This is a genomic window from Ramlibacter sp. (assembly GCF_036676645.1).
Taxonomy (GTDB): domain Bacteria; phylum Pseudomonadota; class Gammaproteobacteria; order Burkholderiales; family Burkholderiaceae_C; genus Ramlibacter.
In genome coordinates, this window is the sequence record NZ_JAKFCM010000007.1 from 61,307 (window position 1) to 77,268 (window position 15,962).

A 15,962-nucleotide genomic window follows, 5' to 3' on the forward strand; every position below is an offset into this window, starting at 1 on the left:
TAGGGTGGGGGTAGGTCCGGCTCAGCGCGGCTGCGCGATGAAGCCGATCCGGTTCAGTCCCGCTTTCTGCGCCGCGCCCATCACCTCCACCACCTTGCCGTAGGGAACCGTCCGGTCGGCGCGCAGCTGCACCTCGGTGTCGCGGCTGCGGGCGGCGGCCTGCGCCAGCGCCTGGGCCAGCTGTTCGGCGCTGACCGGCCGGTCGTCCAGGAACACCTCGCCGGCAGGCGTGATGCCGACCGTGACGAAACGCTGCGCGTCGGTCGGCTGGGCGCCCTGCGCACGCGGCAGGTCCAGCCGCAGCGAACTGGCCATCAGCGGCGCGGTGATGATCAGGATGACGACCAGCACCAGCATCACGTCGACCATCGGGGTGACGTTGATGTCGCTGATGGGGCGCGGCGCTTCGCGCCGCTCGAGGCGGCCGAAGGGCATCAGGGCTGCTCCGCCGCCGGCGCGGCGGCCAGCTCGCGCAGGTCGCGCGCGAAGCCCTCCAGGTCGGCCTCGATGCGGCCGATGCGGCGGCCGAAGACGTTGTAGCCCAGCACGGCGGGGATCGCGACGGCCAGCCCCGCGGCGGTCATGATCAGGGCCTCGCCCACCGGGCCGGCCACCTGGTCGACGCTGATCTGCCCCGCCGTGGCGATGCCGGTGAGCGCGTGGTAGATGCCCCAGACCGTGCCGAGCAGGCCGACGAAGGGCGCGGTGGAACCCACCGATGCCAGCAGCACCTGGCCGAACTGCAGCTTGTCGACCCCGGCATGCAGCGCGTCGCGCAGGCCGCGCGTGAGTTGCTGCGAGCGGTCGCCGGCGGCGGCCAGCGAGCCCGGCGCCTGGGCGGCGGTGGAGGCGATCAGCGGCAGCACCAGCCCCTCGCGGTCGAAGGCGCCCACGCGTTCTCGCGCCTCGGCCAGCGAGGGCGCCTGCCAGAACGCGGCGGTGGCGCGGGCCACGTCGGCGCCGGCGCGGCGCAGCAGCCAGGCCTTCCAGAGGATGACCACCCAGCTGGCCACCGACATCAGCAGCAGCAGCAGCGCGACGGCGCGGCCGATCGCATCGGTCTGGCCCAACAGCTGCGCAATGCCCATAGCTCCCCTCCCGCTGGCGCGCCCACCGGCGCGCGCCTCACCTCAGGCCCAGCACGTCGAACATGTCGTACAGGCCGCTTCGCCGGCCGGCGAGGAAGCGCACCGCGCGCAGGCTGCCCTGGGCGTAGGTGGCGCGGCTGGACGACTTGTGCGTGATCTCGATGCGCTCGCCGGTACCGGCGAACAGCACGGTGTGGTCGCCCACGATGTCGCCGCCGCGGATGGTCGAGAAGCCGATGGTGGACGGGTCGCGCTCGCCGGTGACGCCCTCGCGCGCGAACACCCCGCACTGCTTCAGGTCGCGGCCGAGGGCCGCGGCGATCACCTCGCCCATCTTCAGGGCCGTGCCCGAGGGCGCATCCACCTTGTGGCGGTGGTGGGCCTCGATGACCTCGATGTCGTAGCCGGTGGACAGCGCCTTGGCGGCCATCTCGAGCAGCTTGAGCGTGACGTTGACGCCCACGCTCATGTTGGGGGCCATCACGATGGCGATGTCGCGCGCGCAATCGGCGATCTGCTGCTTCTGCGCTTCCGAGAAGCCGGTGGTGCCGATCACCGCCTGGACCCCGAGCTCGCGGCAGGCCGCCAGGTGGGCCAGGGTGCCCTCGGGCCGGGTGAAGTCGATCAGGACCCTCGCGTGCGCCAGGCCGGCGCGCACGTCCGACACCACCGGCACGCCGCTGGCGACGCCGAGGAAGGCGGCCGCGTCATTGCCGATGGCGGGGCTGGAGGGCTGGTCCATGGCGCCGGCCAGCCGGCAGTCGCCGGAGGCGCGGATGGCCTCGATCAGCATCTGGCCCATGCGGCCGCTGGCGCCGGCCACGGCGACGGGGTGCAGGTCTGCGCCGGAGGGAGCCATGCGGATTTCAGCGCCCGGCGGGCTCGAGCGGCGGGTACGAGGCGGGTGCCGGCGCCGGCGCCGCGGACGGGGCGACCGGATCCGCCGCCGCCTTGCCGGCGGCGCGCTGCAGCTGCTCGGGGCTGGCCTGCAGCACCGGCGTGCGCGCGTCCTTCGGCTTGGCACCGATGGAGGCGACGAACTCGGCCTCGCTGGGCATGGCGTCGCCCTCGAAGCGGTCCAGCACGTCGCCCCTGAAGTACAGCGTCAGGCGCCGCGGCGGCTCGTCGACGCCCTGGCGCCTCAAGGTGAACACGTAGTCCCAGCGGTCCTCGTGGAACACGCTGTGCACGAGCGGCGTGCCCAGCAGTTCGCGCACCTGCTGGCGGCCCATGCCCGGCTTGAGCAGCTCGACCTGCTCCTTCGAGACGAAATTGCCCTGCACCACCTCGATCTTGTAGGGCGTGACCGCGGAGGCGATGCGGTGGCTGACGCCGTCGACGGTGCCGCAGCCGGCCAGCGCCGCGCAGGCCGCGAACGCGAGGCCCGGGCGGAAGAGGCTGATGCGCAGCGAAACCATGGATTCCAGGGGGCAGGCGATATGATCGAACGATTGTAGCGGCAGCCCCCGTGCGGGCCTGCCGCGCGGCACCCATGGCGACCATCGACGAACTGAAAAACACCGGCCTGAAGGCGACGCTTCCGCGGCTGAAGATCCTGGAGGTGTTCCAGCGCGGCTCGCAGCGCCACATGACGGCCGAGGACGTGTTCCGGGTGCTGCTGGAGGAGCGCTCCGACATCGGGCTGGCCACCGTCTACCGGGTGCTCACCCAGTTCGAGCAGGCCGGGATCCTCTCGCGCAGCCATTTCGAGAGCGGCAAGGCGGTGTACGAGCTGAACGAAGGCACGCACCACGACCACCTGGTCTGCCTGGACTGCGGCCGGGTCGAGGAGTTCTACGACGCCGAGATCGAGAAGCGCCAGCAGGCGGTGGCCAAGGCCAAGGGCTTCCACATCGAGGACCACGCGCTGAGCCTGTACGCCCGCTGCACCAAGGCGGATTGCCCGTACCGGCCCAAGGGCAGGGGCCAGGGCTAGCCGTCCTTTTCCATCGCGCGCCGGTGGCGCTCGACGAACTCCTGGTAGGTGTCGACCCCGCGCAGCTGCAGGATGGTGTTGCGCACCGCCGCTTCCACCAGCACGGCGATGTTGCGGCCGGCCACCACCTGGATCACCGCCTTGCGCACCGGCACGCCCAGCACGTCCTGCACCAGCGGCTCGTAGGGCAGGCGCTCGTAGTCGCGCTCCAGCGTCTCGCGGCGCACCAGGTGCACGATCAGGCGCAGGCGCATCTTGCGGCGCACCGCGGTCTCGCCAAAGATCGCGCGGATGTCCAGCAGGCCGATGCCGCGCACCTCCAGCAGGTTCTGCAGCAGTTCGGGGCAGCGGCCTTCGATGGTGGTCTGGTTGACCCGGTACAGGTCGACCGCGTCGTCGGCGACCAGGCCGTTGCCGCGGGTGATCAGCTCCAGCCCCAGCTCGCTCTTGCCCAGCCCGCTCTCGCCGGTGATCAGCACGCCCACGCCCAGGATGTCCATGAAGACGCCGTGCATGGTGGTGCGCTCGGCGAAGTGGCGCGACAGGTAGGCGCGCAGCACGTCGATCACGAAGGCCGAGGCCTCGCGCGTGGCGAACATCGGGATCTGGGCCCGTTCGCACATCGACAGCAGCGCCTCCGGCGGCAACTGCCCGTCGGTCAGCACCAGCACCGGCGGCTCCAGCGTCACGATGCGGGCGATGCGGCGGGCGCAGTCCTCCTCGGTCTTGTTGGTGAGGTAGGCGATCTCGCGCTCGCCCAGGATCTGTACCCGGTAGGGGTGGATGTAGTTCAGGTAGCCGACCAGGTCGGCGCCCGAGCGGGCGGCGCGCACGGCCACCTCGTCGAAGCGCCGCTCGGACGCGCCCAGCCCCGCGATCCATTCCCACTTGAGCTGCGCCCGATGGTCCTCGAACAGGACGTCGGCGCTGACGACGGTGGGCTTCACGCGCGTGCGGCGGGCGCTGGCTAGGCCGGCTGCGCCGACTGCCAGTTGGCGATCAGGCCGTGCAGCTCGGCCGCGGAGGCGCTCGCCTTGATCTTCTCGCGCAGCGGCGCATCGGACAGCAGCTCGGCGATCTCGGACAGGATTTCCAGGTGCTTCTGGGTCGCCGCCTCGGGCACCAGCAGGAAGATCAGCAGGTTGACCGGCAGCTCGTCGGGTGCATCGAAGCCGATCGGGTGGGCCAGCTGGAACAGCGCCGCCATCGGCGACTTCAGCCCCTTGATGCGGCCGTGCGGGATCGCCACGCCATGCCCGAGCCCGGTCGAGCCCAGCCGTTCGCGGGCGAACAGGCTGTCGGTGATGAGCGCGCGCGACAGGCCGTGCAGGTTCTCGAACAGCAGGCCGGCTTCCTCGAATGCGCGCTTCTTGCTGGTCGCGTCGACGCCCACGAGAACCTGGGCGGCGGGCAGGATGGCTGCGAGGCGGTTCATGGTCGGGAAGGGGCGATTATGCACGCCGTCCCGCGCCCATCGCCGCGCCGCACCGCCGCCGGCGCGGCGGCAAAACAACGGCACCGGCGGACAAAAAAAAACGGGGCCCCGCAGGGCCCCAGCGTGGCTTGCGCCGCTGCCGGCTACATCACCCGCTTGGGAGCGGGGTGGTGGTGGTCCTGCAGGCGGGTCTTGTGGCGGCCGACCTGGCGGTCGAGCTTGTCGACCAGTTCGTCGAGGGCCGCGTACAGGTCCTCGTGGGCGCTTTCGGCGAACATGCTGTTGCCCTTGACGTGGATGCGGCACTCGGCGCGCTGCCTTCGTTCCTTTTCCTTCTGCTTGACGACGGTGAGGAGAACCTTGATGTTGACCACCTGGTCGAAGTGGCGGGTGATGCGATCGAGCTTGGTGGTCACGTAACTGCGCAGCGCGGGGGTGACTTCGAGGTGGTGACCGCTGATCGTCAAGTTCATGCTGGAGCCTCCTGGTTCGCTCGGTGGGAGGGCCAGCCACGAAACCCGGCAGGCCCAGGAAAGAATTCGAAGCGCTTGCAAACCACTATGCCCGCCACCCCCCCGAAAAGCAATTGCCACACGTCAATCGGAAACAAAAAAGGCCGGGCGTCCGCCCGCCGGAGCGCGGCCGTCCGAGCGGCGGCCCTCCGGGTGCGCGAGCCGACGCGGGCACAAGAAAAAAGACGGCCCGGAAGCCGCCTTCTGCGTGGTGCCGTGCGCGCGGTGCGCGCGCTCACTCGCTCACTGCCAGCGCCAGCGCGCGTCGCGATCGACGTAGCGGGCCCAGCCGGTGCCGCCGAAGCTGGGATGGGCCTGGGCGCCGGGCCGGCGCTCCAGGTTCGCGTGCTCGATGCGGTCGCTGCGGGGCTTGTCGCGCGGCGTTTCGGCGAACTTGGTGGGCGTCTTCGATTCGGTCAACATGCTTGCAGGCCTCCTGGTCTGAAGTGGCGGACTCTCAACTGCCGCTGTCGTTGCGGGGGGCGGGCTTGCCGCCTTCCTGCGCCGCCGGCCGCCGGGCGTGCGGGCTCAGGAAGGGCCAGGGGTGGCCGGGCCGGGCCCGCCGCGCCGGCTGCGCCAGCGCCTTGTCGTCAGCGGCCGGGCGCCAGCCGCTGCGGCTGGCTTGCGGGTCGTTGGCTAGCTGGATCATGGGCACGGCTCCTGCTCACCCGAGGGGATGACCCAATGTAGGGTGCGGACCTCATCGGGTCTGTCGGACGGGTCGGCCCAGCGCTGTAGGACGCCTCCTGCCGCCGAGCCACGGCTTGGACGGCACGGCCGGCTGCGCCGCCTGAGCAGAATCGCCGCCATGCCCCACCGGATCCGCGACACCGGCATGCGCACCAGCCGATTGCCCAAGAGCCAGCGCGTACTCCTGCTGGTCGACTTCATCACGGCCCTGGATTTCCCGGGCGCCGGCCGGCTGGCCGCGCCGGCGCTGGCGGCGGCCCGCGCCACGGCCGCCCTGAAGGAGCGCCTGCGCGGCGAGGGCGTGGCCACGCTCTATGCCAACGACAACTTCGGCGCCTGGCAATCGGACTTCCACAGCCTGGTCTCCGGCTGCCTCGGGCGCGGGGGCGAGGCGGGCGAGATCGCCCGCGTGCTGTACCCGCAGGCGGACGACATCACGCTCCTGAAGCCGCGGCATTCGGCCTTCTACGGCTCGCCGCTGGAGCTGCTGCTGGCGGAGATGGACGCGCGCGAACTGGTGATCTGCGGGCTGGCGACCGACAGGTGCGTGCAGCTCACGGCCGCCGACGCCTTCCTGCGCGAGTACAAGACCTGGGTGCCGGCCGACTGCACCGCCGCCGAGGACGAGGACGCGAAAGCGCGCTCGCTGGCCTACATGGAATCGGTGCTCAAGTGCGACGTGCGGCCTTCCACCAGTCTCCCGCCGGCCCCCGCTCCAAAGCCCTGACCCGCGCGGCTGCCGGCCGCCTGCCCTACCATCGCCGCGAGGAGCGGGAAAGAGCGGCGCATGAGCCTGGGGACCACCATTCACGCCGGCCGGGGGCAGCCGGATCGGCCGGTGCACGCGCTGGTGCTGATGGGCGGGGGCGCGCGCACCGCCTACCAGGTCGGGGTGCTGCAGGCGCTCGCTTCCATGCTGCGGCTGCAGCCGCAGGCGGACGCCTTTCCCTTCCAGGTGCTGGTGGGCACTTCGGCCGGTGCGCTCAACGCCGCCTACCTGGCCAGTGCCGCCGCGCAGGGACTGGGCGCCTTCGATGCGCTGTCCTCGTTCTGGGGGCGGCTGCGCAGCGCCGACGTCTACGACCTGCAGGTGCCGGCCTGGGTCCGCTTCAGCCGGCTGGTCACGGCGGTGCGCCTGTGGGGCCGGGCGCGGCGCGCCGGCGCGATCCTGGACACCATGCCGCTGGTCGATACCCTGCACCGGGCGATCCCGCTGGCCGGCATCGAGGCGTCGCTGGCGGCCGGCGCCATCGATGCGGTGGCGGTCACCGCCTCCAGCTACTCCACCGGCGTGCACTGGACCTTCTGCCACACCGCGAACGAGCGCCGGCTCGGGGCCTGGGACCGGCCCGGGCGGCGTGCCGAGTTCCAGCCGCTGACCATCGAACACCTGATGGCGTCCAGTGCCATCCCCTTCCTGTTCCCGGCGACCCCGCTGTGGGTGGACGGCCGGCGCGAGTACTTCGGCGACGGCTCGATGCGGCAGATGTCGCCGCTGTCGCCGGCCATGCACCTGGGCGCCGATCGCATCCTGGTGGTGGGCGTCGGCCAGCCCGAGCGCGCCGGGCTGGCCGGCAACGGCGGCACCGGCGAGCCGGGGCTGGGCGCGATCGCCGGACACGCCATGGCCAGCGTGTTCCACGACACGCTGCAGGCCGACGTCGAGCAGGCCCAGCGCGTGACCCGCACGCTGCGGCAGCTGCCGCGGGAAGTGGCGGCGGTGCTCCCCTACAGCGCCACGGAAGTGGTGGCCCTCCAGCCCTCGCAGTCGCTGGACGCCATCGCCCAGGAACACGCCCACCTGCTGCCGCCTTCGGTGCTGCGCGCGCTCGGGGGCCTGGGCGCCGGCAAGGGCGGCGGCGCGCTGGCCAGCTACCTGCTGTTCGAGCCGGCATTCGTGCGCGCGCTGATCGCGCTGGGCGAGCAGGACGCGTATGCGCGCAAGCCACAGCTGCTCGCCTTCCTGGGTCACCGGGCGGCATAATCGCGCGTTCCCAACCGCCGGAGATCGCTCCTTGGAAACCTGCCCCAGTCGGTAGCTTTCAACGTCCGTGAGCGGCGTTGAAAGCACCCCACCCGCAACGCCGAGAAGAACCCGCCACGGAAGTAGAGCCATGCTCAACATCTTCACGCTCGCCAACGGGCGTCTGTTCCAGGAAGAGATCGAGTCGCTCGAGGAGTTGTCCCGGTTCCAGCCGATCTGGGTCGACCTGGAATCGCCCACGCCCGAGGAAAAGCGCTGGGTCAAGCAGTACTACGGCCTGTCCATCCCGGAAGACGTGATGGACGAGGACATCGAGGAGTCGGCCCGCTTCTACGAGGAAGACAACGGCGAGCTGCACATCCGCAGCGACTTCCTGATCGCCGACGACGAGGAGCCCGGCTCGGTGCGGGTGGCGTTCATCCTGAACCAGATGAACGAGGCGCTGAAGAGCCGCGGCGTGCTGTTCTCCATCCACGACGAGGACGTGCCGGTGTTCCGGCTGCTGCGCCTGCGCGCGCGCCGCTCGCCCGGCCTGATCGAGGATGCCAAGGACGTCCTGCTCAAGCTCTTCGACGGCGACGCCGAGTACTCGGCCGACGCGCTGGAAGGCATCTACGACGAACTGGAGAAGGTCAGCACGCAGGTGCTGGCCGGCGAGGTGACCGACGCCCTGGCCGGCGAGGTGCTGGGCGAGATCGCGCGCCAGGAAGACCTGAACGGGCGCATCCGCCGCAACGTGATGGACACGCGCCGGGCCGTCAGCTTCATGATGCGCAGCCGCATGCTGTCGGCCGGGCAGTTCGAGGAGGCGCGCCAGATCCTGCGCGACATCGAGTCGCTGGACAACCACACGGCGTTCCTGTTCGAGAAGATCAACTTCCTGATGGCCGCCACCGTCGGCTTCATCAACATCAACCAGAACCGGATCATCAAGATCTTCTCGGTGGCCAGCGTGGCGCTGCTGCCGCCCACGCTGATCGCCAGCGTGTACGGCATGAACTTCCAGTTCATGCCGGAGTTCCAGTGGCGGCTCGGCTATCCCTTCGCGGTGGCCCTGATGGCGGCCAGCGCACTGGTGCCCATGTGGTACTTCCGCAAGCGCGGCTGGCTGAGCTTCTAGGCCGGGCGGCGGGCGCCCGCCGACGCCAGGGACCCTGCCCGAAAGCTCGAACGGCGGCACCCGCCGGCCTGCGCGAAGCTCAGGCGAGCAGCGCCTCGACGATGGCCGCCGAGTGCCGGCTGGCCACCTCGCGCACGAACCGGGCGAAGTCCCCCGGCGCCGCATCGTCGGCGCGGTCGGAGATGGTGCGCACGGCGGCGAAGGGGATGCCGTAGTCGTGGCAGACCTGCGCGACGGCCGCGCCTTCCATCTCCACCGCCAGCGCCTGCGGCAAGGCGGCCTGCAGCGCGCGGCATTCCGGGGTGGTGGAGACGAAGCGATCGCCGCTGACCACCAGTCCGCGGTGCAGCCGCGCGGCGGGCAGCGCGCGGGCGGCGGCGGCCGCCAGCCGCGTCGTCAGCGCCGCGTCCGTGCGGAATTCGCCGGTCCCGTACAGGGGCACTTCGTAGCGCGGGAAGATCGGCGAAGCATCGAGGTCGTGCTGCAGGAAGCGGTCGGCCACGACCACGTCGCCGACCTGCACGCCCGCCCCCAGCCCGCCGGCCACGCCGGTGAACACGACCTCGCCGACATTGAAGCGCTCGGCCAGCACGGTGGCGGTGGTCGCCGCCGCCACCTTGCCGATGCGCGAGAGCACGGCCACCACCTCGCGGCCATGCAGGTGGCCGACCCAGAACTCGCGCCCGGCCACCGGCTGCCGGCTCTCGTCCGGCATGAGGGCCAGCACCGCGGCCAGTTCCTCGTGCATGGCGGAGACGATGGCAGTGCGCATGGGGGGATTCTCCACGTGTCGCCCACGCGGCCCCGCTCCTCGCCGGCGTCATCCCGGCCAAAGCCGGGGATCCATCTCCCTGGCCGTGGAACGCCACGGTGCGCACTCGGGCGGCGGGAGATGGATGGCGGCTCGAGGCCGCAATGACACCTCGGGTATCGATGGCGGCGGCTCAAGGCCGCAATGACACGCCGGGTGTCATGCCGGCACCACCGGCTGCCGCGCGCCGCGCGAGCCCGTCACTTCTTGTCGCGCAGCTCCCGCCGCAGGATCTTGCCGACCGGCGTCTTGGGCAGGTCGGTGCGGAACTCGATCACCCGGGGCTGCTTGTAGCCGGTCAGGTTGGCGCGGCAGAACTCGCGCACCTGCTCCTCGGTGAGCGCCGGGTCCTTCTTCACGATCACCAGCTTGACGGCTTCGCCGGTCTTCTCGTCGGGCACGCCGACCACCGCGCACTCGAGCACGCCGTCCATGCGGGCCACGACGTCCTCGACCTCGTTCGGGTACACGTTGAAGCCCGAGACCAGCACCATGTCCTTCTTGCGGTCGACGATCTTGAAGTAGCCGCGCTCGTCCATGGTGCCGATGTCGCCGCTCTTGAAGAAGCCGTCCGGCGTCATGACCTTGGCGGTCTCGTCCGGACGCTGCCAGTAGCCGGCCATCACCTGCGGGCCCTTGATCGCGATCTCGCCCGGCTGCCCCACCGGCACTTCGTTGCCGTCGTCGTCCAGGCACTTCATCTCGGTCGAGGGCAGCGGCACGCCGATGGTGCCGGTGAACTCGGTGCTGGTCACCGGGTTGCAGCTGGCCGAGGGCGAGGTCTCCGACAGGCCGTAGCCTTCGCAGATCGGGCAGCCGGTCCTGGCCAGCCACTTCTGCGCCACGGCGCCCTGCACCGCCATGCCGCCGCCCACCGAGACCTTGAGGTTGCTCCAGTCGACCTTGTCGAAGTCCGGGTGGTTGGCCAGCCCGTTGAACAGCGTGTTGACCGCCGGGAAGCTGTGGAAGGTGTGCTTGGAGAGTTCCTTCAGCACCGCCGGCAGGTCGCGCGGGTTGGGAATCAGGATCAGCTTCCCGCCGGTGCGCATGCCCAGCATCATCCCGACCGTGAAGGCGAAGATGTGGTACAGCGGCAGCGCGCAGACGCTGGTGGACTGCTCGTTGGCCGGCACCTTGCTCATGACCGGCGAGTTCCAGGCCTCCGACTGCAGCACGTTGGCGATGACGTTGCGGTGCAGCAGCACCGCGCCCTTGGACACGCCGGTGGTGCCGCCGGTGTACTGCAGCACGGCCACGTCGTCGGGCTGGATGTCCACCGGCTTGAGCGTGGCGCGCGTGCCCTGGGCGATGGCGTCGTTGAAGCGCACCGCGCCGGGCAGGTTGTAGGCCGGCACCATCTTCTTGACGTTGCGCACCACGTAGTTGACCAGCGCGCCCTTGAGCAGGCCGAGCCGATCGCCCATCGCCGCCAGCACCACGTGCCTGACCGGCGTGGCCGAGATGCACTGCTGCAGCGTGTTGGCAAAGTTCTCGATGATGACGATGGCCTTGGCGCCCGAGTCCTTGAGCTGGTGCTCCAGCTCGCGCGGCGTGTACAGCGGATTGACGTTCACCACCACCATGCCGGCACGCAGGATGCCGGCCACCGCCACCGGGTACTGCGGCACATTGGGCATCATGATCGCCACCCGGTCGCCCTTGGCCAGGCCCAGGCTTTGCAGGTACGCCGCGAAGGCCTGGCTGAGCGAGTCGGTTTCCCCGAACGTGACCTCCTTGCCCATGAAGCTGTAGGCAGGCCGGCCCGCGTGCTTGCGGAAGCTCTCCTCCATCAGCTGCACCAGCGAGCGGTACTGCGAGGCGTCGATCTCGGCCGGCACGCCGGCGGGGTAGGCACTGAGCCAGGGGTGTTGTGTGTTTGGGGATGGGCTCATGTCCATGGATCTCCTCGTTCTGGGTTCGCTCGTGACCGGGCGATTGTCGGGCCGCGGAACTTGGGGTTTCCCCCGGTTTTCCCTAGCGTCGGGACCGGCGTTCAGCCGACCTAAGTACTTACCTGCGCCAAGGCAGCGTCCAGCTGCTGCGTCAAGTTCATGCCGCGCTCCTGTTTGTACAGCATGGCAAACACGCCGCGGCCTTGCGTGTGCTCTGCCCAGACACGGCCAACTTCCCCCTTCTCGATCTCCTTGGGCATGGAGCGCAATTGCTCCCCCTTGTATTCGGCGACCAGATGGCGTCCGTCCACCAACTCGCAAACGAAGTCGGGATAGAAACGGCCCGTCGATGTGGGGAGCCAGAAGCCGGCGACCGGGTCGGAATCGAGATTTCTCACCCAGCGCTTGATCTTCGGATGTTCGTCGATCGCGAGCGCGCACCGCCATTCCTCGCCGCCATCTTCCAGATCCGCGGGAACCGGATAGAAATGGTTCCTGAAGCGGAACTTGCCGCGATAGCGCTGATTGGCCGGCACCGGATAGCACGCCGGGTCGAAGTGAAACAGGTGGTCCGGTCCGGTTTCCAGCTTCCACCCTCCGTCCAGCACCAGTTGCTTGAAGACTGCCTTCGTGGCCTTGTCGCGCAGTTCCGCTATCCGCAGGGCCAAGCGCTGGGCCAGTGGGTATTGGTGGCGTGCAAGCTGTTCCAGCGGCAGCCGCTGCTCGTGGATCAGATGCTTCAGAGTCGCGAGAACGAAAGCACGAAGGTGTGAAGGCGTCACATCGCGCGCCACGTTGCGCGAGGGATGCTGCAGTTCGGCGCAGAGCCAGCGGGCCAGATCGTCCTCGGTGATCGTGGGTGATGCCGTGTCCAGCGGCAGCTGTGCCGCATCGCCACGGCCCACCCGCAATTTCTGACCATCGATATAGACCTCCCAGAGCGTTCCCTGCTCCACCATGCTCAGGCCCGGCAGGCTGACAGGTTCTGCCAGGAGGTTCAGGGCGATGGCCTCGGTGACGGCCTCCCGTTCGAGCAGCAGAAGCTCGCCCTGCTCGGCGGCGCGATAACAAAGGCGCGGGAGCGGGGCGAACCGCTCACCACGGTTCGCCGGGGCCGACGCCCCCGCTACCAGAGCGTTGTGGCGCTCAATCTGCTGGGCGATTGCTTCACGCTGCTTGCCACGCTGCGCGGCGATGAGTTCCGCCGCTGCAGCGTCGCCCACATTGCCGCGGAATTGCACGCGCTGCCGCTCGCCCTCGCCACTGACGGATGCTTCTCCTGCCGCAACGGCCTGCGCCAGCGCCTGCGGCAAGGCTTTGCCAGCGGGCAGGTCCACGGACAGCGACGGGAGCGTCACAGCATCAGCCGTAGCGAACAGGGGCCCATCATCGCGCCCGCCGCCGGCCAGCTCCAGCGGCAACTGCGGCGCAATCATGGAGGCCAGATCGAGCGGGTCGAAGCCCATGCCATCAATCAGGCGGTCGGCCAGCGCATTCGCAGCCAGTCCGGTTTCCGATTCCGTGACGTGGGCATATGCCTTGTTCAGCGCCGGCCGCTGGCGCCGGGTGGCATACGGCATGCGCAGCACCCGGCCGAGCAGTTGTTCGATGGCGGTGGCCGACCGTATACTTTGCACCGAGCACAGCACGTAGGCGAATGGGCAATCCCAGCCCTCGCGCAGCGCCTGGACCGTGATGATGTAGCGCACCGGGCAGTCGCGGGAACTGAGATCGAGGCCCTCCAGCTCGCGCTGCGCGCCGGTGGCCACCTTGACTTGTTCCTCAGGGATGTGCAGCTCGCTGACGAGGTGGTTTCGCAGCACGTCGACGTTCACCGGCTCCGTACTGTTTTGCGCCTGCAGCAGCACGATCGGCCTGATGTAGGCGCCAGTGGCAGCCTCCTCCTGCTGGGCTTGGCTCTCCAGCAGCCGCTGGTTCTGCACGGCATCGAAAACGGCTGCTTGCCAGCCGCGCGTGTGCTCGATCAGCGCGATCGGCATCTTGATCATGTCCTCGGCCTGCAACTGCTGCGCCGAGACGTGGAACAGCACGTTGGTGCGCTTCGGCACCGGCGTGGCCGTCAGTTCCAGGATCATGGAAGGGTCAAGGCGCTTGAGGGCCTCGAAGCTGCGCTCCGTCTTGGCGTTGTGCGCCTCGTCGACGATCACGTAAGGCCTGCGCAACGCCAGCCAGTTCGCCAGGCTCCAGCGCGGCTGCCCGACGAAGCGGCCCAGCATCTCGCGACCGGCCTTTCCGGAGGCGGCATCCTGTTCGGTCACAAGCGCGTCGGGCAAGGCCGACAACGGCGCGAGCAGGCTGGCCGGCAGGCCGCGAAAGTGCGGCTCGAAGGCTTCGCTGAACGCATAGACGTTGCGCTGGTCGGTGTCTTCGACGCGGAAGCTCTGGATCGTCGCCACCACCACCACGGCGCGCTCGTCGAAATCCTGTGGCGACAAAGTCGCCACCTCGTCCAGGTCGCACACGCGCACGTTGTCGCCGCAGCCCTGCGCCAGCGCTTCGCGGAAGGGATGGCCCGCCGCGCCGAGAGCGGCGAGCGTCTGCGCCCGGATGGTGTCCGACGGGACCAGCCACAGCGCCAGCGGCTGGGGGGCGGAGACTGGCCATTCGCGCGCCATACGGCCGATCGCATGCGCCGCCAGCAGCGTCTTGCCGCCGCCGGTGGGAATGCGCAGGCATACGCCGGGCGTCTCGCCGAACGGCTCGGGGTTGTAGCCGTAGCCGGTGCGGTTCTCGAAGGCCTTGCGCGCGCCATGCAGCCGAGTCTCTCGCAGGTAAGCGTCCAACTCGTCGAGTGCCGTCTCCTGGTACCGCTTGAGCTTCAACATCGACATGGCGGCGCCTCCCTCTCGTTCTGGTTCAGGACTTCGGCACGGCGTGCGGCAACTGGCGGAAGGCGATGCCCTCGGCCTGCAGCCGTGCATCGCCCAGCCGGCAGGCCTCGCCGTACACCACCTTGGGCCCTTCACGCCAGCAAAGCTCGCGCAAGGCCTGCAGAACCGCACTGTTCAGGACGTTGCCGCTGCCCGGGCGCCGGTCACCCAGGATGCCGTTGAACAGCAGGTAATAGGCCGTGCCCTCGTGCACGCCGAGCAAGGGCATGCGACCCTGGGCCGATGCGCCGGCATCGAGCGCCAGCGCCGCGCCCGTCTCCCGCATCCAGATGAAGGCGGCCAGGTCGGCAAAGCGCACATCGGGGTGGATGTCCCCCTCTGCATTGAACAGCGGGGAGCCGAGCTGCAGCATCTGGAAGCCGCCGCCGCCCTTCCAATCCACGGCGGCGCTGATGCCGCCCTGCTCGCCTTCGATGACCTTCTTCAAGCGGGGCAGGCAGTGGGTCGTGGCGTGCTCGCCCATCTCGATGCCGATCCAGCGGCGGCCCATCTTGTGGGCGACAGCAACGGCAGTGCCGGAGCCAAGAAAGCTGTCCAGGACACGATCATTCCGGTCGCTGGCGACATGGACGATGCGCCTGAGCAATGCTTCGGGCTTAGGGGTTGCAAAAGCGCCTTCAGAGAAGAGCGCCTTGCTTTCCTGCATCGCTATCCTGTTCTCACCAACCTCTGAGTAGTGCCACGTCGTCATGGGGACCACTCCTTTGTCGCCAAACTCAGAGACAAATCGTTTGATGCATGGCTTGTTGTCCCCGTTCTTGCCGAAGGTGACCCGATGTTCCGCAAGAAGTCGCTGGTAGCTTTCAGGCGTATACGCCCAAGCCCGCCCCTTTGCCGGCCATACGACCCGACCGGAGGGGGTGGTGATCGGATAGAGGTTGACGCTTTCGCCAGTCTTGGCGAACTGCTTGCCGCGCTGACCGGATGCCAAGCTCAGAGTGAAATCGCCCGGAAACCAAGGTCCTCGGCCGTACCAGTTGCCACCCGCATCAATCCCGTCGTGCTCATCACTGTGCTTGTAGATTGCGTTATGTTTTTCGCTACGAGGAAGCAGGTTTGGCTTAAATACCGCTTTGTTCTTGGCGAAGCAGAGAACGTGATCATGGCTGTCGGATAGCCACGTCGAGTTGCTTTGCGGCGAAGACTTCTTCTGCCAAACAATGTTCGCGACAAAGTTGGAGCGACCGAACACCTCATCCATTGCCACCTTGAGGTAGTGCGCTTCACTGTCGTCGATGGTCACCCAGATCGACCCATCCTCCCGTAGAAACTCCCGCAGCAACTGCAGCCGCGGCAGCATCATCGACAGCCATTCGCTGTGCTCCAGGTTGTCGTCGTAGTGCTCGAACGCGCTCTTCGTGTTGTAGGGCGGGTCGATGAAGATGCACTTGACACTGCCGCGGTAGAACGGCAGCAGCGCCTTGAGCGCTTGCAGGTTGTCACCCTGGATCAGCAGGTTGCCGGCGGCCGCCGCCGGATCGCCGAAGACGTGGCCGGCCGGGTGCGGCCGCAGTACGCGGGTGGGGGTCTGCGAGGCGGTGCGGAAGGACTCCTCACGGTTCAGCCAGTCCAGGGTCGGCAT

At 69.0% G+C, this 15,962-nt stretch carries 17 protein-coding genes; 4 read left to right on the top strand and 13 right to left on the bottom strand.

Annotated features, from left to right (window positions below; translation table 11 throughout):
• Positions 1-21 precede the first annotated feature (21 nt).
• The 4 genes from V6M57_RS00740 to V6M57_RS00755 are packed head-to-tail and all read right to left on the bottom strand — an operon-like array spanning position 22 to position 2,506.
• A complete protein-coding gene (locus V6M57_RS00740) occupies positions 22-435 on the bottom strand; it encodes an ExbD/TolR family protein (RefSeq protein WP_332813055.1) in 414 nt (137 codons plus the stop codon).
• Complete coding sequence (locus tag V6M57_RS00745; RefSeq protein ID WP_332813056.1) at positions 435-1,088, bottom strand: MotA/TolQ/ExbB proton channel family protein; 654 nt, start codon at positions 1,086-1,088, stop codon at positions 435-437. The genes V6M57_RS00740 and V6M57_RS00745 overlap by 1 nt, the downstream gene beginning before the upstream one ends.
• Positions 1,089-1,125: 37 nt before the next feature.
• On the bottom strand, positions 1,126-1,947 hold the full coding sequence (gene dapB, locus V6M57_RS00750; RefSeq protein ID WP_332813057.1) for a 4-hydroxy-tetrahydrodipicolinate reductase: 822 nt from the start codon (positions 1,945-1,947) through the stop codon (positions 1,126-1,128).
• A 7-nt stretch (positions 1,948-1,954) separates the two neighbouring features.
• A complete protein-coding gene (locus V6M57_RS00755; protein ID WP_332813058.1) occupies positions 1,955-2,506 on the bottom strand; it encodes an outer membrane protein assembly factor BamE in 552 nt (183 codons plus the stop codon).
• 74 nt (positions 2,507-2,580) lie between these two features.
• On the opposite strand from V6M57_RS00755, the gene fur reads away from it, so the two are divergent.
• Positions 2,581-3,024: a ferric iron uptake transcriptional regulator gene (fur, locus tag V6M57_RS00760; protein WP_332813059.1), complete on the top strand. Its 444-nt coding sequence runs from the start codon at positions 2,581-2,583 to the stop codon at positions 3,022-3,024.
• On the opposite strand, the gene hprK is transcribed toward fur, so the two are convergent.
• The 5 genes from hprK to V6M57_RS00785 all read right to left on the bottom strand — a co-directional run bounded on the left by hprK (position 3,021) and on the right by V6M57_RS00785 (position 5,620).
• A complete protein-coding gene (gene hprK / locus V6M57_RS00765; protein ID WP_332813060.1) occupies positions 3,021-3,971 on the bottom strand; it encodes an HPr(Ser) kinase/phosphatase in 951 nt (316 codons plus the stop codon). The genes fur and hprK overlap by 4 nt on opposite strands.
• A gap of 20 nt (positions 3,972-3,991) precedes the next feature.
• On the bottom strand, positions 3,992-4,459 hold the full coding sequence (locus tag V6M57_RS00770) for a PTS sugar transporter subunit IIA (RefSeq protein WP_332813061.1): 468 nt from the start codon (positions 4,457-4,459) through the stop codon (positions 3,992-3,994).
• A 143-nt stretch (positions 4,460-4,602) separates the two neighbouring features.
• The gene (hpf, locus tag V6M57_RS00775; RefSeq protein ID WP_332813062.1) at positions 4,603-4,932 is read right to left on the bottom strand and encodes a ribosome hibernation-promoting factor, HPF/YfiA family; all 330 of its coding nucleotides are present in this window, start codon (positions 4,930-4,932) and stop codon (positions 4,603-4,605) included.
• Between the two features lie 282 nt (positions 4,933-5,214).
• A complete protein-coding gene (locus V6M57_RS00780; protein ID WP_332813063.1) occupies positions 5,215-5,394 on the bottom strand; it encodes a hypothetical protein in 180 nt (59 codons plus the stop codon).
• Positions 5,395-5,428: 34 nt separating this feature from the next.
• Positions 5,429-5,620, bottom strand: coding sequence for a hypothetical protein (locus tag V6M57_RS00785; RefSeq protein ID WP_332813064.1), 192 nt, complete (start codon positions 5,618-5,620; stop codon positions 5,429-5,431).
• 159 nt (positions 5,621-5,779) lie between these two features.
• Between V6M57_RS00785 and V6M57_RS00790 the strand changes: the two genes are divergently transcribed.
• The 3 genes from V6M57_RS00790 (at position 5,780) to corA (ending at position 8,765) form a co-directional block, all read left to right on the top strand.
• Positions 5,780-6,388 (top strand): cysteine hydrolase family protein, encoded by a 609-nt coding sequence (locus V6M57_RS00790; RefSeq protein WP_332813065.1) that lies wholly within the window; start codon positions 5,780-5,782, stop codon positions 6,386-6,388.
• Positions 6,389-6,448: 60 nt separating this feature from the next.
• Positions 6,449-7,645, top strand: coding sequence for a patatin-like phospholipase family protein (locus V6M57_RS00795; protein ID WP_332813066.1), 1,197 nt, complete (start codon positions 6,449-6,451; stop codon positions 7,643-7,645).
• Between the two features lie 130 nt (positions 7,646-7,775).
• Positions 7,776-8,765: a magnesium/cobalt transporter CorA gene (gene corA, locus V6M57_RS00800; protein ID WP_332813067.1), complete on the top strand. Its 990-nt coding sequence runs from the start codon at positions 7,776-7,778 to the stop codon at positions 8,763-8,765.
• 79 nt (positions 8,766-8,844) lie between these two features.
• On the opposite strand, the gene V6M57_RS00805 is transcribed toward corA, so the two are convergent.
• The 4 genes from V6M57_RS00805 to V6M57_RS00820 all read right to left on the bottom strand — a co-directional run bounded on the left by V6M57_RS00805 (position 8,845) and on the right by V6M57_RS00820 (position 15,962).
• Positions 8,845-9,537: a 5'-methylthioadenosine/adenosylhomocysteine nucleosidase gene (locus V6M57_RS00805; RefSeq protein WP_332813068.1), complete on the bottom strand. Its 693-nt coding sequence runs from the start codon at positions 9,535-9,537 to the stop codon at positions 8,845-8,847.
• Between the two features lie 239 nt (positions 9,538-9,776).
• Positions 9,777-11,468: a long-chain-fatty-acid--CoA ligase gene (locus V6M57_RS00810; protein ID WP_332813069.1), complete on the bottom strand. Its 1,692-nt coding sequence runs from the start codon at positions 11,466-11,468 to the stop codon at positions 9,777-9,779.
• A gap of 110 nt (positions 11,469-11,578) precedes the next feature.
• Positions 11,579-14,320, bottom strand: coding sequence for a DEAD/DEAH box helicase (locus V6M57_RS00815; RefSeq protein ID WP_332813070.1), 2,742 nt, complete (start codon positions 14,318-14,320; stop codon positions 11,579-11,581).
• A gap of 25 nt (positions 14,321-14,345) precedes the next feature.
• Positions 14,346-15,962, bottom strand: a complete 1,617-nt coding sequence (locus V6M57_RS00820; protein WP_332813071.1) for a site-specific DNA-methyltransferase — start codon at positions 15,960-15,962, stop codon at positions 14,346-14,348.

Excerpts from the sequence above, each read along its gene's own strand:
- V6M57_RS00740 (WP_332813055.1), bottom strand. The coding sequence starts at position 435 with ATGCCCTTCGGCCGCCTCGAGCGGCGCGAAGCGCCGCGCCCCATCAGC.
- V6M57_RS00745 (WP_332813056.1), bottom strand. The coding sequence starts at position 1,088 with ATGGGCATTGCGCAGCTGTTGGGCCAGACCGATGCGATCGGCCGCGCC.
- dapB (WP_332813057.1), bottom strand. The coding sequence starts at position 1,947 with ATGGCTCCCTCCGGCGCAGACCTGCACCCCGTCGCCGTGGCCGGCGCC.
- V6M57_RS00755 (WP_332813058.1), bottom strand. The coding sequence starts at position 2,506 with ATGGTTTCGCTGCGCATCAGCCTCTTCCGCCCGGGCCTCGCGTTCGCG.
- fur (WP_332813059.1), top strand. The coding sequence starts at position 2,581 with ATGGCGACCATCGACGAACTGAAAAACACCGGCCTGAAGGCGACGCTT.
- V6M57_RS00770 (WP_332813061.1), bottom strand. The coding sequence starts at position 4,459 with ATGAACCGCCTCGCAGCCATCCTGCCCGCCGCCCAGGTTCTCGTGGGC.
- hpf (WP_332813062.1), bottom strand. The coding sequence starts at position 4,932 with ATGAACTTGACGATCAGCGGTCACCACCTCGAAGTCACCCCCGCGCTG.
- V6M57_RS00780 (WP_332813063.1), bottom strand. The coding sequence starts at position 5,394 with ATGTTGACCGAATCGAAGACGCCCACCAAGTTCGCCGAAACGCCGCGC.
- V6M57_RS00785 (WP_332813064.1), bottom strand. The coding sequence starts at position 5,620 with ATGATCCAGCTAGCCAACGACCCGCAAGCCAGCCGCAGCGGCTGGCGC.
- V6M57_RS00790 (WP_332813065.1), top strand. The coding sequence starts at position 5,780 with ATGCCCCACCGGATCCGCGACACCGGCATGCGCACCAGCCGATTGCCC.
- V6M57_RS00795 (WP_332813066.1), top strand. The coding sequence starts at position 6,449 with ATGAGCCTGGGGACCACCATTCACGCCGGCCGGGGGCAGCCGGATCGG.
- corA (WP_332813067.1), top strand. The coding sequence starts at position 7,776 with ATGCTCAACATCTTCACGCTCGCCAACGGGCGTCTGTTCCAGGAAGAG.
- V6M57_RS00805 (WP_332813068.1), bottom strand. The coding sequence starts at position 9,537 with ATGCGCACTGCCATCGTCTCCGCCATGCACGAGGAACTGGCCGCGGTG.
- V6M57_RS00810 (WP_332813069.1), bottom strand. The coding sequence starts at position 11,468 with ATGAGCCCATCCCCAAACACACAACACCCCTGGCTCAGTGCCTACCCC.
- V6M57_RS00815 (WP_332813070.1), bottom strand. The coding sequence starts at position 14,320 with ATGTCGATGTTGAAGCTCAAGCGGTACCAGGAGACGGCACTCGACGAG.
- V6M57_RS00820 (WP_332813071.1), bottom strand. The coding sequence starts at position 15,962 with ATGCCGACCCTGGACTGGCTGAACCGTGAGGAGTCCTTCCGCACCGCC.